A 15,069-nucleotide genomic window follows, 5' to 3' on the forward strand; every position below is an offset into this window, starting at 1 on the left:
GATACTGAAATATAAGGAAAATCCGTCGCTTACCTGCTATTAACCACAAAATTCAAAGAGCCGTGCGGATGGCCCAAAACGGGACTTTTGGCGTTTTTGGACTGTGGAGGGCGACTTTGCCTTATCCTTTCCTTAAGCCGCGGGGGCCTATTGTCCGGGGCAATGAAAGGCCTTTTCGGGCAGGTATTGCGTGCGAGTATTGAGTGACATTGGCGGCCGGGCGACAGCCCTCGTGGACCGGGCAGCGGAAGGCTGGCTCTCCCGGACGAGCGGCGGCGAAGCTGTGCGCCAGAGCGAGCTCGCCATTCTGCGCCGCCTCGTCTTCCTGTCCTCCGCAGCCCTTGTCGCTGCTCCCCTCGGTCTCTCGCTCGTCACCAGCCCCGCTGTCGCCCTTCCGGCCGGCGTCGCCACCGTCTGCGCGGCCTTCCTGTTTTCCGCCGTCGGCAGTATCGCGCTTTCCCGCCAGGCTATCCCCCAGAACGCGGCAGCAGCCAGCGCCGACGATCTCTTTCTTGAAATGAGCCCCGGCCTCGTGCTCTTCCTCGATCCGCACGGCAGCGTGACGGCGGCAGGCGGTCGCGACAGACGCGATTATCTCGCGTGGATGCGCGATCCGAAGGGCAGGGGCTTCTTCGAACAGGTTCATATCTCCGACCGCATCCTTTTCCTGCAGGCGCTGGATGCCCTGCGCCAGGGCGAGGAAAAGGCAACCGTCGATCTGAGATTGGAGCGTCCTTCCGTCTCGCGCGATCACCGCCAGTTCGCTTATCTGCGCATGGACATGACCGCGCGGCGGGATATGGACGGCATGCTTTCGTCCGTCATCGCCCAGCTGCATGATGTTTCGGTGGAGCAGCGGCTTCGCGCCGAGGCGCAGACGCGTGTGGCCGATGCGGAATTGGCCAACGACGCCAAGTCCCGCTTCCTCGCCGCCGTCAGCCATGAGTTGCGCACACCGCTGAACGCCATCCTCGGCTTCTCGGATATCCTGATCGGCGAATATTTCGGCAAGTTCGAAAACGACCGCCAGCGCGAATATGTCGGCCTGATCCGCGAATCCGGCGCGCATCTGCTCTCCGTCGTCAACACGATGCTGGATATGAGCAAGATCGAGGCGGGCCGTTACGAATTGCTACTCGAGTCTTTCGATATCGGCGCATCGATCCGCTCCTGTGAATCGATGCTGACGCTGCAGGCCAAGAGCAAGGGCGTCACTCTGACGAACCGCATCCAGCGCGGCATCGGCGAAGTGATGGCCGATCAGCGCGCACTGCAGCAGATCCTCATCAATCTCGTCGGCAATGCCGTGAAGTTCACAGAGGCCGGCGGCGTGGTCACCGTCGACGCGGCCATGCGCGACGGCATCCTCAAGCTGACGGTTAGCGATACCGGCATCGGCATCCCCGCCGACCGGCTGGCGACGCTTGGCCAACCTTTTGTCCAGATCCAGAATGATTATACCCGCCGATTCGAGGGCACGGGTCTTGGCCTCTCGCTGGTCAAGGGCCTTGTCGCCCTGCATGGCGGTCATTTCGCCATTGCCAGCCAGCCGGGCGAGGGCACCATCATCACCATCGAGATCGCGGCTGATGGTTCCGGCGCCTGCACCGGCGAGGATACCAGCCGGACGGGGGCGGTCGAATTTCCGCCGCGGCTGAAGGGTGCGGTGGATGCCGCAGAAGTGGAGGAGGGGCTCTTCGATGGCCGCGCGCAAGCGAAAATCGCCTAAGGGCAGGAAAGGACGGCAGCAGCCGGGCCTTTTGATGACCGGTGCTGCGGCGCTCGGCGGCATCGGCCTGCAGGGTGCCACCGCGCTGGGTGGCCTTGGTCTTCAGGGTGCGGGCGCGCTCGGTGGCGTCATCGGCCGCAATCCCTCCGTTGCCGGCGGCACGATCGCCTTCGTCGTCATCTTCTCCTTCGTCGCCGCCAACGCGCTCTGGTATCAGCCCGGTACGCACCCGCATCCGATCTTCCGCACCCGCGATCCGGGCGCGCCGAACGTTATGGGTTTCCGGCCACAGCCCGAGCTGCAGGGCGATGTTACCACATTCCGCATCGAGCGGCCGGACGATGCCGCCGCCACAACCGAAACCACGCCACCGCCTGCAGTGCCCGGCCAGCAGCCGAACCAGCTCGTCATGGATATCCAGAAAGAGCTGATCCGCCGTGGCCTCTATAACGGCAATGCGGACGGCGTTATCGGCCCGCGCACCAGTGCTGCCATCCTCTTCTTCGAAGAAACCGTCGGCATGGCACAGTCGGGCGATGCGACGCCGGACGTGCTCGCAGCGCTCAGGACCGATGCTGCCGGCCCGTCGACCATTCCCGCCGAAAAACCGCCGGAGGACGTGACATCGAAGGCGACGGAGGAAGATCCGGTCGCGGCCGCCATCCGCAGCGCCGAAAAGACCGTCAAGACGGCTCCATCAACACCGAAACAGGTTCCCCTGTCAGGCATTTCAAACGTCGATCTGGTGCTGAAGATCCAGAAGGGCCTGACCAACATGGCCTATGCCAATGTCGGCGTCGACGGGGTTGCCGGCGAACAGACCCGTGCCGCCATCCGCCATTTCCAGAAGCACTACAATTTGCCTGAGAATGGCGAGCCGAGCGAAGCCGTGCTGAAGAAGCTCAAGGAAATCGGCGCGCTCTGATATCATCCCTGCCGCGCCGGGACTGACGGCTGGTTCGCAAGCCGCATGGGCCGATAGTCCACCGCCGGCGCCCGTCCTTCCACATCGACCACTTCTTCGATCGGCCCGATATTGATGGCGGCCGAGCTCCGGTAGCGTTTCGGCGCGATGCCAGTCACCCGCTTGAAGGCGTTGGAGAAGGCGCTTTCGGACGTATAACCGAGCGACAGCGCCAGCAATGAGACGGGCATGGAGCTCTCACGCAGCGCCCGTTCGGCAAGGCGCATGCGCCATGCGGTCAGATAGGTCAGCGGCGCCACACCCGCGACAGTCTTGAAACGCAGCGCAAAGCTGGTGCGCGACATGCCGGCCGCCTTTGCCAGTTCCCCAAGCTGCCAGTCGCGTGCAGGATCGGCATGCATCTGCCGCAGCGCAGGCGCGATCTTGTCATCGCCGAAGGCGCGCAGCCAGCCGACCGTCAGCGGCTCCGATGTCATGATATGGGCGCGCAATACCTGCACGAAGATGAGCTGCGAAAGCTGGGCCGAGGCAAGCAGCGCGCCCGGCTTGCCGGCGGCCATTTCCCGCACGAGCTGATCCAGCAGCCAGCGCAGCACACCGGCTTCCGCAAGCGTCGCCCGCACGTGGATGATGGGCGGCAGCACATCAAGCAGCAGTGCCGTGCCGGTGGGACCAAGCGCGATATGCCCGCCGATATAGAGGAAATCCTCGCCCGCGCCGTGCCGCGCCATGCCATTGACCTTCTTCTCCTTGAAGGCCGTGACGGCATCGGTCGGTTTCAGCGCAAGATCGGTTGCCAGCACGAAGGAATGCTTGCCGTTCAGCAGGATGACGTCGCCGGCTTCGAGCAGGATCGGCGCACTGCCATTATCAAGCACCAGCCAGCAGCGGCCCTTGGCGACGGCGCTGATCTTGATGCGGTTCGGCTGCGGAAAGGCGAGCGCCCAAGGCCCGCCGGCAATCAGCCCGCCGGCCATCAGGCAGCGGGCATCGAGCAGACTGAGCATTTCGGAGAGGGGATCACTGGTCATCTTTGTACGATGGCGCAAGAAATCGGGATTTACAAGCATTCAGAATCCCGCGTGGCCGACATAGATGTTTTCCGACTAGAAAGGAGACATTTCATGTCTACTCCCCAAGCCCCCATCGGTTCCCGCTTCGGCGCAGCGTCCACGGCGGAAGACGTGATTGCCGGCCATGATCTCTCCGGCAAGGTGGCAATCGTCACCGGCGGTTATGCCGGTCTCGGCCTCGAGACCGCCCGCGTGATGGCCGCCGCCGGCGCCAAGGTCATCGTCCCCGCCCGCAATATCGAGAAGGCGAGGGCCGCACGTGAAAGCGTTCCCAGCGTGACATTCGCCTATATGGACCTGATGGATCCCGATTCGATCGACGATTTCGCCGATCGCTTCCTTGAAGACGGCGAGCCGCTGCATTTCCTCATCAACAACGCCGCCGTCATGGCCAACCCGCTGACGCGCGACGGCCGCGGCTACGAATCCCAGTTCTCCACCAATCACCTCGGCCATTTCCAGCTTGCTGCCCGTCTCTGGCCGGCGCTGGTGCAGGCGGAAGGCGCTCGCGTCGTTGCCGTCTCCTCCCGCGGCCATGTCCGTGCCGGGATCGATTTCGACGATCCGATGTTCGAAGACCGCGAATACCAGCCCTATGTCGCCTACGGTCAGTCGAAGACGGCAAATGCGCTATTCGCCGTATCGCTGGACGCTTTCGGCGCAAGGCACGGCGTTCGCGCCTTCTCGCTGCATCCCGGCGGCATCGTCACGACCGATCTCATCCGCCACCAGTCGCGCGAATATCTGCTGGCGAGCGGCTATGTGGATGCCGACGGCAATCCGGTCATCGACCCCGAAAACAACAAGAAGACCATTGCGCAGGGAGCGGCAACCACCATCTGGTGCGCCGTCAGCGATGAGCTGGAAGGCATGGGTGGCGTCTATTGCGAGAACTGCGATATAGCCAAGGCTGTGCCCGCCGACTCCGAGGAACTGCTCGGCGTGCGCCCCTGGGCGACCGATCCGGAACTTGCCGAACGTCTCTGGCAGATGAGTGAAAGACTGACAGGGCTCACGCAGAGCTGAGGCCATAGGCTCACATGCGGCGCCGGGGTAGGGCCTTTACGACCTAAGTATAACCCTCGATATTCTTAGCCAATTGTTAACCATGTTGTTTGAAGCTTCCCTAATGTAGCTTGGGGGAGCTCGATCATGCAGGCGCTGAAAGTAGTGGAGGAGAATACCGTAAGTCCGGCCCATGAGCCGGATGGGCCGGATCGCGACGCGTTGCGCCATATCCTCTCGCGTCTCGCCGAAGAGGCCTCCACGCTCGGCGTCGATCTCGTCGATATTGCCGGCGCCATCCAGGACATGGCGGCGATGTCCGCCCGCCATGCCGCCGCCTTCGACGATGTCACCCGCACCGCTCTCTCGATCGCCGAGACCAATCGCTCCGTCGCCGTTTCCCTTCGCGAGACGGACGGTACTGCTTCCGAGGCTCGCCATATGCTGAAGGAATCGGCCGACCGCCTCTCCGGCTCGGTCGAGGAAATCCGTCACATGGTCCAGTCTTCCGAAGAAATCAGCACGGAAATCTCCGGCTTTTCCCGCTCGCTGACGGATGTGGACAAGGTCGCCGCCGAGATCAGCACCATTGCCCGCCAGACCAATCTCCTGGCGCTGAATGCGGCGATCGAAGCTGCCCGTGCCGGCGAGGCGGGCAAGGGCTTTGCCGTCGTCGCCTCCGAAATCCGCGCTCTGTCGCTGCAGACCTCCAAGGCGACGGGCTCCATCCAGGAAACGCTGGAGCAGCTTCGCGCAAAGATCGACCGACTATCGGTTGTCGGCGGCGGTGCGCGGGAAAGTGCGGCCGGCGTGCGCCAAAAATCCGAGGCGATGCGCGGCGCCTTCGAAAGCATGGAGCATGTCATCACCCGCATCCTCGACAGTTCCGCCGTCATGGCGAATACGACCGAGGCCGTGGACAGGGACTGCGCCGGCTTCGTCGCCAAGCTCGGCGAAATGTCCGCCGAAGTGCTGGATTCCAACGGCCGGCTGCAGCAAGCGGCCAAACGCGTCGACAGCGTCGTCGGGCTCTCCGAAACGCTAATCCAGCTGACCGCAAGCGCCGGCGTGGAAACCGCCGACCGCCACTGGATCGAACAGGCGCAATCCGTCGCCGCAGACATATCGCGTGCCTTGGAGCGTGCCGTTGCCGAGGGCACAATCGGCATGGAGAGCCTGTTCAACCGCCAGTACAAGCCGATATCAGGCACCGATCCGGTGCAGATGATGGCCCCCTTCACCGAACTCACAGACCGCCTGCTGCCGCCGATCCAGGAGCCGGTGGCCGGCTCGGACGAGCGCATCGCCTTCTGTGCAGCCGTCGATGAAAACGGTTACCTGCCGACCCACAACAAGAAGTTCTCGCAGCCGCAGCGGCCCGGCGATATCGTCTGGAATACCGCCAACAGCCGTAACCGCCGCATCTTCAACGATCGCGTCGGCCTTGCTGCCGGCAGAAGCACCGCGCCCTTCCTCGTCCAGACCTACCGGCGGGACATGGGCGCCGGCAATTTCGTCATGATGAAGGATATTTCCGCGCCGATCACTGTCCGCGGCCGCCATTGGGGCGGCCTACGGCTGGCGGTGAAGGTATAGCGTTGCCGCCACCTGCCGAGCGGTCTATACCGCACCCATGAGATTGCGCGCCGATATCTACGTTTCCGCTCTCGTTCGCAGGGTTTTTTCCGCGGGCGATTTTGCTGCCGTGGAGAAGAAGGGTGCGGAGGAGGCCGGTGCCATCTTCATCCGCCAGCGCTTCCGCGATGGTCTCGAAACCCTCTATGCGCCCGCCCCGCAGAGCTTCTTCGACGAGGAGAGCAGCGGCGACCGCCTGTTCGAAATCAGGCTCGAACGCGCCGAGCCGGACAAGGTACGGGAAATGCTGGACCGCGAACGCAAATTTGACCCAGATCTCTGGATCGTCGAACTGGAAGCGGACGAGGTTTCGGCGCTCGTGCCGATGGCCGGCTGACGGCCTGCCTTGAATTTATGCCATTTTCCATCTAGTTTACCGCCATCCGCAATACCAACAGGATGTGTGCTCAATGGATATGAACCTGATCGCAACGCCAATTCGCCTTGCCATCGGGGATTTCCATGCCTGCATCCATGACGCTTTCCAATCTTTCGTGGTCCACGCCTGACGGCCGGCCGCTTTTTTCCAATATCGATCTGAGCTTCAACGCTGAGCGCACCGGCCTCGTCGGCCGCAACGGCGTTGGCAAGACCACGCTTTTGAAGCTGGTTGCCGGCGAGCTGCAGCCGCAGACCGGTGCCATCGCCGTATCGGGTACCATCGGCATCCTGCGCCAGAGCGTGCAGGTCGGGCCGGATGAGACCATCGCCGATCTCTTCGGCGCGACCGACGCTCTCTCCGTCCTCCGCCGTGCCGAAAGCGGCGAGGCTGACGCCGACGAACTTGCTGTCGCCGACTGGACGCTCGAAGCCCGCATCGATGCAGCCCTGGAACGATCAGGCCTTGCTGCGGCCCCGCAGACGCTGCTGGCAGCGCTGTCCGGTGGCCAGCGCACCCGCGCAGCACTCGCCGCCCTGATCTTCGAGGAGCCGGATTTCCTCATTCTCGATGAACCGACCAACAATCTGGACCGCGACGGCCGCGAGGCGATGATCTCGCTTCTCGGCAACTGGCGCCACGGCGCTCTGATCGTCAGCCACGATCGCGAACTGCTGGAAACGATGGATGCCATCGTCGAGCTGACGACGCTTGGCGCCACGCGCTATGGCGGAAACTGGAGCGATTACCGCGCCCGCAAGGCGTTGGAACTGGCCGCCGCCGAGCACGATTTTGCCGATGCCAGGAAACGCGTGGCGGAGGTCGCCCGCAGCACACAGGAAACGGCCGAGCGCAAGGCGCGCAAGGACAGCGCCGGCAAGAAGAAGGCCGCCAGGGGCGACATGCCGCGTATCGTTGCCGGCGGCCTGAAGCGCCAGGCGGAAAATACCAGCGGCGAGAATGCCCGCCTTGCCGAGCGCCGCCGCGCCCAGGCGCTTGCGGATGCCGAGGAGGCGCGCAAGCGTATCGAGATCCTGCAGCCGCTCTCCGTCAAGCTGCCCTCGACCGGCCTGCCGCCCGGCAGATCGGTGCTGAAGATCGATGCGGTCACCGCCGGCTACGAGGCGGGCGAACCGATCATCCGCAAACTGTCCTTCGATATCACTGGTCCCGAACGCATTGCCGTCACCGGCCCGAACGGCTCGGGCAAGACGACATTGCTGGCGCTGATTTCAGGTGATCTCCAACCATGGGAAGGAACGGTCCGCGTCCTCACCTCTTTCTCCATGCTCGACCAGCGCGTCAGCCTTCTCGATCCCGCGACGTCGATCCGTGACAATTTCCGGCGGCTGAACCCGCAATCGGATGAGAATGCCTGCCGCGCAGCACTCGCCCGGTTCATGTTCCGGGCCGATGCGGCGCTGCAGGTCGTCTCGACACTGTCGGGCGGCCAGCTTCTGCGCGCCGGCCTTGCCTGCGTTCTCGGCGGCGCAGCACCGCCGGCGCTGCTGATCCTCGATGAGCCGACCAACCACCTCGACATCGATTCCATCGCCGCCGTCGAAGCCGGCCTGAGGGCCTATGACGGGGCGCTGCTGATCGTCAGCCACGATGAGGTGTTTCTGGAAATGGTCGGGATCACGCGCCGGTTGGCGTTGCCTGCAAGATAGAGCAATTCCAGCAAAAGTGCGTAGCGGTTTTGCGTCCGGAATTGCGTGAAAACTAGGATATAGAGCGCTTCCGTGATTCGAAGATAAACGGAAATGCTCTAGTTCCGCGAAGGATATGCCGAGCTGGCGGTTAGCGTGCCCGGCTGACGCTCTTGAGATCACGCACCGGCGCCTGCCGGATGAAGCGGTAGGCGGGAGGCTGTGCCTGTGCGGCGGGAGCCGGCTGGGCTGCAGCCGGCGCTTCCGGATTGTAGGTGTAGCGGTCGGCGCGACGCCACGTTTCCACGCGGGCATGACATTCTTCCGGGTCCAGCGCATCGAGAACGAGGAAGGCGCGGCTGACATTGTGCGGTACTTCGGCAAGATGCGGATAGAGCTTCTCCAGCACGAAGACGGAATCGAGGAAGCCCATGCCGAGGCTCGTCAGCGTCGTGGCGAGCTGCTGTCCCGAGAGGTCGAGCATGATGCGCTCCGCAAGCCAGCGGCTGGCCGACAGGGCATCGGCTAGTGCTGTGGCGAAATGCTTGGCTTCCCGCGAGCGCGCAAAGCGCACCAGCAGCGCCTCCTGAATATCGGACAGCGAGCGCAGGCCGAGCCGGTCCTGATCATTGCGGCCGAGATGGCCGGCAAGGCTGCGGATGCGCTCGCGCAACGCCTCTTCATTGGCAAGACGCTGTACTTCCTCCTGGTCTGCTTCCGGCGCAGCAGGCATCGGCGAAAGCGGCATGGCGGGCTGCTCGACAGGTGCGGCGGCGGACGGACGCGGTTCGGCCTGGCGCAGTGCCACTAGCGCATCGATGACATCAGGCGACAGGGCATCGCGGCTGACGATCGCCTTCACATGCGCAGCACCATGGGTGCGGGCAATCGTGATCAGCGTGTCGTCATCGATTGCCTTGGAGGAGGTGAGGAAGGGGGCTGCGACCTCGATCGGCTGATTGCCGATGAAGAGCGCAACGGCTGCCGGCATGTTCTCGCATTGGGAAAGGGCTGCAACGGCCTGCCGCCTCGCTTCTTCGGAGGAGGCCTGGAAAAGCGGCATGAAGAGTTCGGCAAACTGGCGCAGTTCGGAGCGTGTCGGATGTGACAGGTTCTCGAAACTGCTGACAGTCGCCATCAACACCACGTCCTTCTTCCTGATGGCCATGGGGCCTTCTAGGTCTCGAAACCGGTCACGCACAAGAACACCCTGAAAACGCAGAACAAGCGGGAAACCGTGGGCCGACAAGCGCTGGCGGGACGCACGTCGGACCATATGGTTATGAACAAATCCTACACCGGCACGGTTAATGCATGCTGAAGATTCTATTAAAATGCAACAGAAATATACACGTTTCGCGTGTTGCAATTTGATGAGTCAGCAAAATAAAATCAATCGCCCCGGACGTGGGGCGATTTCCAGTTTTTAAACGTGTGGATAAATAGCCGGCAAATAATCTAGCGGCTCTTGCGGCCTCTAAGTGCCGACAGCAGTTTGTCGTGATTGTCATGACCCGAGTGGTAAAGGTCGAGTGCCGTCGAAGCAGCCAACTGCGCTTCGACGCTTCTGATGTCGATATGCTTTTCCGCGCACCAGGCATCCAGCGCACCGCGCAGCACGTCCAAATCTTCTGAAGTGAATGCGGAGTTATACAGAAAGGGCATGGGTTGCTCTCCGTATGACAGCAAGAGCACGTATAATCTCCCAAGCGGCCATCGCCTTAGAACTTTTGGCCGACGAGGGCAGAATACACCCGCCGACCCCCACCGCAATTAATATTTTCGTGACGCATATTTGCAACACCTCCGGCGCAGTTGCCGCTTCAGCGGCGAAGAGCCGTTAACTATATGAATTGTTTCTAATTTTATCGACCGGTTTTCAGCCTGTCTTTTCTTTTCCTCGACTGAAACCAAACAACCATTCTGCGCGTTATCTCACTGCCAAGCAGACTGCCTAAAGCAGTGGCTGAATATTAGTAATCTGTTAACGGTCGTGTGTCTCAATTCGGACAGGAACGACGCGATTTGGGAATATGGATCGTGGAAGCTCCGCAGCATCACGGTATTTCGATCAAGTGCCGTGAGAAAGGCGCGAATGCCCTCGGTCCGGTTCATCCGGCGCTTGAGGACGCGCTGGCCCGCGGCATGGCGGGCAGGGTGAAATCCATCGCAAGTTCATCCGTCTCGGGCAGTGCATGGAGACGAGAATGGCAATTGTAGTCGCATTGGCGGACCGGTTGCGTGAGGCGCCGCGCCGCACGGGCAAGGAGCCCCGTGAAGCAAAAATCCTCTGGTTCACCGGCGTCCGTTACGAGCGGATCGTCGAAACCCCTGACAAGAAACCGGCGCATCCCGCGCCGCGCGTCAAGAACAAGTAAATCACGGAAACAACTTTAAGGCGTGTTGTTACGATCTTTCAGATCCGCTTGCCACGCTTTAGGCCTTTGTTTTACGCATGTCGTTATCGCAAAATCGCTGCACACTTTTGCGCGACATGCTTTAGTGGGTCCAGCGGACCTGCCGCACTTTTCATCGACCGTGGCGGCGGCTTCGGAGGTGGCGGCTTTGGTGGCGACGGTTTTGGCGGCCGCGATTTCGGCGGTGGAGACTTTGGTGGTCGCGATTTTGGCCGGGAGACTTCACCGGGAGCTATGCGCGTGTCGGGAACGAGCATGTGTACCACGACGACCGGACAGGAAATACCTACGCCTGGCACAGCGGCAACTACTGGCATGCCAGTCTACCATGGTGCCTGGTATGCCGGTACGCCGGCAGTGGCCGCCGGACTGGCTATTGGAACTGCGGCGCGGTCTTATGGATACCCCAACTACTACAACGGCCGCTACGACCAGTGCGGCTACTATCCGTATCCCGCCACGCTAGCGCGATGGCGGTTCAGATATCCGTCGTGCGCAGATGTTTTCTCGGGGCGGGAATCGTCATTCTTCCCCATGATAGGAGCGTTCCGGTGCGGGCGCGCTCCTTGACGGCGATACGGTAATTATGGTGCCATCGACGCGGTTGCGGGACAGCCTGTTGCCGACTGGCAACAGGCATCGAGGACTTTGGTTGCGTAGCCGCATTATTCAACCTACGAAGCAACGGAGATGCTATATTAGCGATGGCGAAAGCTTGGGCGTTGCCTAGGGGGACAATTGATGATGCGCAATGCGATTCGAGTGGCGGTTCCCGCAGCCGCGCTGGCGTTCCACGTTTCGACAGCCTGTGCTCAAGAGGATTTACGCGAGGCTGCACAAAACCCGATAGCCAATATGATCAGCCTACCGTTTCAGAATGAAACCAACTTTGGCCTCGGCAACACCGACAACACTCAGAACGTTCTTAATATTCAGCCGGTTTTTCCGGTTCGCCTCAATGATGACTGGAATCTGATCATTCGCCCGATCCTGCCAGTAATCTACCAGGAGCCCTTCCTCGCCGGAGAGGAGCTTCAGGAAGCTGAGAGGGTATTTGGCGATGACATTGGCAATAGCCACTTTGGTCTTGGAGACCTCACACCGGAATTCTTCTTTTCGCCGAGCAAGCCCGTGGAGTTGGCTCCGGATGTAAGCTTGGTTTGGGGCGCTGGGCCGGTCTTTCAAATCCCGACTGCCACCAACAATCTCCTTGGAACGGGAAAGTGGTCGGCCGGCCCTGGATTCGTCACCTTCTTGAGTGTCAAGCCACTCAAAATAACGACGGGCTTTCTGGCCATAAATCTGTGGTCTTTTGCGGGAGACGACGACCGTTCCGACGTCAATGCCCTGACGTTCCAGCCGTTTCTGAATTACAACCTCGCTAACGGCTGGTACCTGACGACGAGCCCCGTCATCACCGCCAACTGGGAGGCCGCTGGGGACAATCGCTGGACTGTCCCGGCCGGCGGCGGCATCGGACGCATCTTCGAGATAGGTCATCAGCCGGTCAATGCGCAGGTATCCGCCTATTACAACATAGTTAAGCCGGATGACACCGGCCCTGATTGGCAGTTGCGCGCACAGTTGACGTTCCTCTTTCCGACCCGTTGAGCGGCAGGGGCCAAGCGATCGGGCAGTCTTTGAAGGTACTCTCTGAAAGCGGCTTCACTCCGCTGGTCTTATTGATGCGTAGGATCGTCGCTCCGCTGAGGGGCCGATATCGTTCTGCGTCCTGATAGCCCTGCCACAGGCCATTCGCTAAGTTTATAGCCTTTGTGCGTGAAATTGGAGGCAAAGCGGTCATGCAACAGGTTTTGACATTGTTTGTCAGTACTTTTTCTACATTGTTGGCGATCATAAACCCGCTGGAAGCATTACCTGTATTTATTAATCTACTGAAAGGTGAGAGTTCGGAACAGCATCGAGACATTGCACGCCGCTCATGTATATACGCGGCTCTCCTCATGTTCTTCTTCCTTATTTTTGGTACATTTATACTTAGAGTATTTGGGATCTCCTTGAGCATGGTTCGTGTCGTCGGCGGGATCATTCTGCTCCGGATAGGCTTTCAGTTGTTTTCGGGCTCTCCTCCGGGCGGATCGACAACGGCAGCCGAAGGGCAAAACGGCGATATCGCTTTTGTGCCGCTCGCCATGCCGATTATGTTCGGCCCCGGTGCAATCGCAACCATCATTGGCATGACGTCGCTTGTAAAAGGCTCCCGGCTTGAACTGGCCTCGTTTCTCGCCATCGGGGGGGCTATCCTGGCGACAATGCTGGTGACATACCTGTGCCTGGCTTATGCCGAAAAGGTCATCGGCCGAGTAGGCCCTATGGGGATTGATGCGGTTACTCGGATCGTCGGTTTCTTCGTCGCGACGATGGGCGGGGGGCTCATTTTCCATGGCATCGTAGAAGCTCTTCAAGAGTACGGAGTGATCGGCCTGCATTGATGCCGCGCAATGTCCGATTGACACGCACCACCAGGCCTGCCTCATCGTAAGCGCGCGCAGCTGCCTATGCCGCCGACCGCTTCTGTGAAGGGTTTCGGATGCCGGCTCTCCAAGTCTTGGGCTGGCCCGGGTCGGCGTCCGAAGGCCTCCAGGGAAAGAACCCGCGGGATGGAAAGCGCGGTTCCCGGTCTATGGGGATTTTTCGTTTTCGTTGGGTGCTGCCAACCTTCGTTCAAACTTGGCGGCGGTGCGACTTACCGCCGGTGCGCTCAGTTGAGTTCTTGCGCGAGGCCGATGAGACGTCCTTCAGGCCCGCGGATGTAGGAGAGCCGATAGGTGTCCCGAATACTGAACGACCTCGCCCACGAGCTGCGCCCGTCGTCGCGCAGCCGGAGGTAACCAAAGGCATTCATTGGGGCGTTCCTGTGATCCGCGACGACAGCGGGCCTGATGAAGCGGGAGAGGTCGGTTCCGGCTGAGGGCGAAATGACACTCTAAGGTTATTTCCAGACGCTGCATTTAGGCCGAAACGCCCATCGACGCTTGCGACGAATCAAACGGCTGTCTAATCTCCGGTTTACAGGCTTGGCCCACGCCTCCCCCCTCCTTTCGGGGATGTGGCTTTTACTTCGCGATTTCAATTGAAACACCTAGCGGGCGTCGAGTTCGTCGCAGCCCGCTTCTGTCAGGAAGGCTCGCGCAGCTTCGTCGAAGCTTGCCTGCGGCGCCAGCGTGCGCAGCACGGCGTAGCCCTCGGAATGCGCCATCTCCACCAGGATCGTCTGCTGTAATTCCTGTGGCAGGTTCTTGCGCAGATCGGTCAGTTGGATCGGGCTGGCTGTGATCACGTCAAGCGCGCCGCCGACGGAGGTGCGGTCATTCATGCTGAAGACCTCGTTGGAGGCGCTGTCGTAGATCGCGATCGACCAGAAGGGCACATTGCCCTTGGCGGTGAAATGCACCGGTGCCTCGCTCACATCGAAGGAGCAGACGGCGGTGCGCACGAAGGGATCGCCGTTGGCGAGCCCGGCCTCGTCATAGCGGTTGGTCAGCAGGTAGAAATTGTTCGGATCGCCTTCCGCCTCCACGCGCGTCGCCGCATCGCGGCCGGTAAAGTGCGGCAGCGCGAGAATGATGACGAGATGCAGAAGTGCTGCGCCGAAAAGCCCGGTTATGACGGCGAAGAACACCCTAAGCATTGCCGCACCCGATCTTGGTGAGCTTCGGCATCGAAAGGTCGATCACGCCGGAACTGCCGGCCGTCGGCGTGTCGAACAGGGTCAACACCAGCCGGAACGTGCCGGCCTGTGGCAGTGCCAGCCAGTTGCCGGGCACAGCACGGGTTGCAATGTCGATGGTGAAGCTGCTGTCCGGCCGGCGCAGCACGGTCCATGAATTCAGCGCGGCCGGCAGGCCTGGCTGCAGCGAGGCCGGATTGCCGGCATTGTCGGCAGTAAACAGCGTCCAAAGGCGCGCCGGCGGCGTCTGACCGATGATGCGGTAATGGCAGGCGGCATTGAGCCGCGCCCCGTCGTCATCCACAGCCGCGGTAAAGGTCAGGCCTTCGGCGCTGCCGTAGAGCAGCTTGCCGGCACGCGCCCGATGCGACTTCGCATAGGGGTCCGCATCGACAGTCTGCAACTCCGGAAAAGCCTCCCAGGCGCCGAGCCTGATCGCTCCGAACCCCTGCGTTGCATCCAGCGCGTAAAGCGAAATCATGATACCGCCGCCGAAGGCGACGATCAGCGTGATCAGGATGAAAAGGGGAAACCGAAACACCTTGCGCCCTTGAAGATCAAATCAG

Annotated in this window: 14 protein-coding genes; 9 read left to right on the forward strand and 5 right to left on the reverse strand. The window is 61.3% G+C overall.

The genetic code is table 11. From position 1 onward, the window contains the following. Positions 1-190: 190 nt before the first annotated feature. Both FHT87_RS13735 and FHT87_RS13740 read left to right on the forward strand, forming a co-directional pair. Positions 191-1,729, forward strand: a complete 1,539-nt coding sequence (locus FHT87_RS13735) for a HAMP domain-containing sensor histidine kinase (RefSeq protein WP_183802519.1) — start codon at positions 191-193, stop codon at positions 1,727-1,729. After that, positions 1,701-2,654: a peptidoglycan-binding domain-containing protein gene (locus tag FHT87_RS13740; RefSeq protein WP_183802522.1), complete on the forward strand. Its 954-nt coding sequence runs from the start codon at positions 1,701-1,703 to the stop codon at positions 2,652-2,654. The genes FHT87_RS13735 and FHT87_RS13740 overlap by 29 nt, the downstream gene beginning before the upstream one ends. 2 nt (positions 2,655-2,656) lie before the next feature. Here FHT87_RS13740 and FHT87_RS13745 read toward each other — a convergent pair whose 3' ends face one another. After that, positions 2,657-3,724 carry an AraC family transcriptional regulator gene (locus FHT87_RS13745; RefSeq protein WP_183735701.1) on the reverse strand — a complete coding sequence of 356 codons (1,068 nt, stop codon included), beginning with the start codon at positions 3,722-3,724 and terminating at the stop codon, positions 2,657-2,659. 54 nt (positions 3,725-3,778) lie between these two features. Here FHT87_RS13745 and FHT87_RS13750 point away from each other — a divergent pair, with 54 nt between their 5' ends. From FHT87_RS13750 to FHT87_RS13765, 4 genes are all read left to right on the forward strand, one after another. Further along, positions 3,779-4,753: an oxidoreductase gene (locus FHT87_RS13750; protein WP_183802525.1), complete on the forward strand. Its 975-nt coding sequence runs from the start codon at positions 3,779-3,781 to the stop codon at positions 4,751-4,753. 126 nt (positions 4,754-4,879) lie between these two features. Next, the gene (locus FHT87_RS13755; protein ID WP_183802528.1) at positions 4,880-6,328 is read left to right on the forward strand and encodes a methyl-accepting chemotaxis protein; all 1,449 of its coding nucleotides are present in this window, start codon (positions 4,880-4,882) and stop codon (positions 6,326-6,328) included. A gap of 37 nt (positions 6,329-6,365) precedes the next feature. After that, the gene (locus FHT87_RS13760; protein WP_183802531.1) at positions 6,366-6,704 is read left to right on the forward strand and encodes a DUF1491 family protein; all 339 of its coding nucleotides are present in this window, start codon (positions 6,366-6,368) and stop codon (positions 6,702-6,704) included. A gap of 125 nt (positions 6,705-6,829) precedes the next feature. After that, positions 6,830-8,416, forward strand: coding sequence for an ABC-F family ATP-binding cassette domain-containing protein (locus FHT87_RS13765; protein WP_183802534.1), 1,587 nt, complete (start codon positions 6,830-6,832; stop codon positions 8,414-8,416). 130 nt (positions 8,417-8,546) lie between these two features. On the opposite strand, the gene FHT87_RS13770 is transcribed toward FHT87_RS13765, so the two are convergent. Further along, positions 8,547-9,596 carry a DUF2336 domain-containing protein gene (locus FHT87_RS13770; RefSeq protein WP_183802537.1) on the reverse strand — a complete coding sequence of 350 codons (1,050 nt, stop codon included), beginning with the start codon at positions 9,594-9,596 and terminating at the stop codon, positions 8,547-8,549. Between the two features lie 257 nt (positions 9,597-9,853). Further along, positions 9,854-10,060, reverse strand: coding sequence for a hypothetical protein (locus tag FHT87_RS13775; RefSeq protein WP_183735707.1), 207 nt, complete (start codon positions 10,058-10,060; stop codon positions 9,854-9,856). Between the two features lie 542 nt (positions 10,061-10,602). Between FHT87_RS13775 and FHT87_RS13780 the strand changes: the two genes are divergently transcribed. From FHT87_RS13780 to FHT87_RS13790, 3 genes are all read left to right on the forward strand, one after another. Further along, the gene (locus tag FHT87_RS13780) at positions 10,603-10,773 is read left to right on the forward strand and encodes a hypothetical protein (protein WP_183735708.1); all 171 of its coding nucleotides are present in this window, start codon (positions 10,603-10,605) and stop codon (positions 10,771-10,773) included. A gap of 780 nt (positions 10,774-11,553) precedes the next feature. Beyond that, a complete protein-coding gene (locus FHT87_RS13785) occupies positions 11,554-12,423 on the forward strand; it encodes a transporter (protein ID WP_210277831.1) in 870 nt (289 codons plus the stop codon). Positions 12,424-12,614: 191 nt separating this feature from the next. Then, complete coding sequence (locus tag FHT87_RS13790; protein ID WP_183735710.1) at positions 12,615-13,265, forward strand: MarC family protein; 651 nt, start codon at positions 12,615-12,617, stop codon at positions 13,263-13,265. Positions 13,266-13,915: 650 nt separating this feature from the next. Here the strand turns inward: FHT87_RS13790 and FHT87_RS13795 are convergent. Further along, on the reverse strand, positions 13,916-14,464 hold the full coding sequence (locus tag FHT87_RS13795) for a DUF1254 domain-containing protein (RefSeq protein ID WP_183735711.1): 549 nt from the start codon (positions 14,462-14,464) through the stop codon (positions 13,916-13,918). Next, positions 14,457-15,044 (reverse strand): DUF1214 domain-containing protein, encoded by a 588-nt coding sequence (locus FHT87_RS13800; RefSeq protein ID WP_183735712.1) that lies wholly within the window; start codon positions 15,042-15,044, stop codon positions 14,457-14,459. Before FHT87_RS13800 ends, FHT87_RS13795 begins: the two co-directional genes overlap by 8 nt. Positions 15,045-15,069: the final 25 nt, after the last annotated feature.

This window comes from Rhizobium sp. BK316 (assembly GCF_014193695.1).
Taxonomy (GTDB): domain Bacteria; phylum Pseudomonadota; class Alphaproteobacteria; order Rhizobiales; family Rhizobiaceae; genus Rhizobium.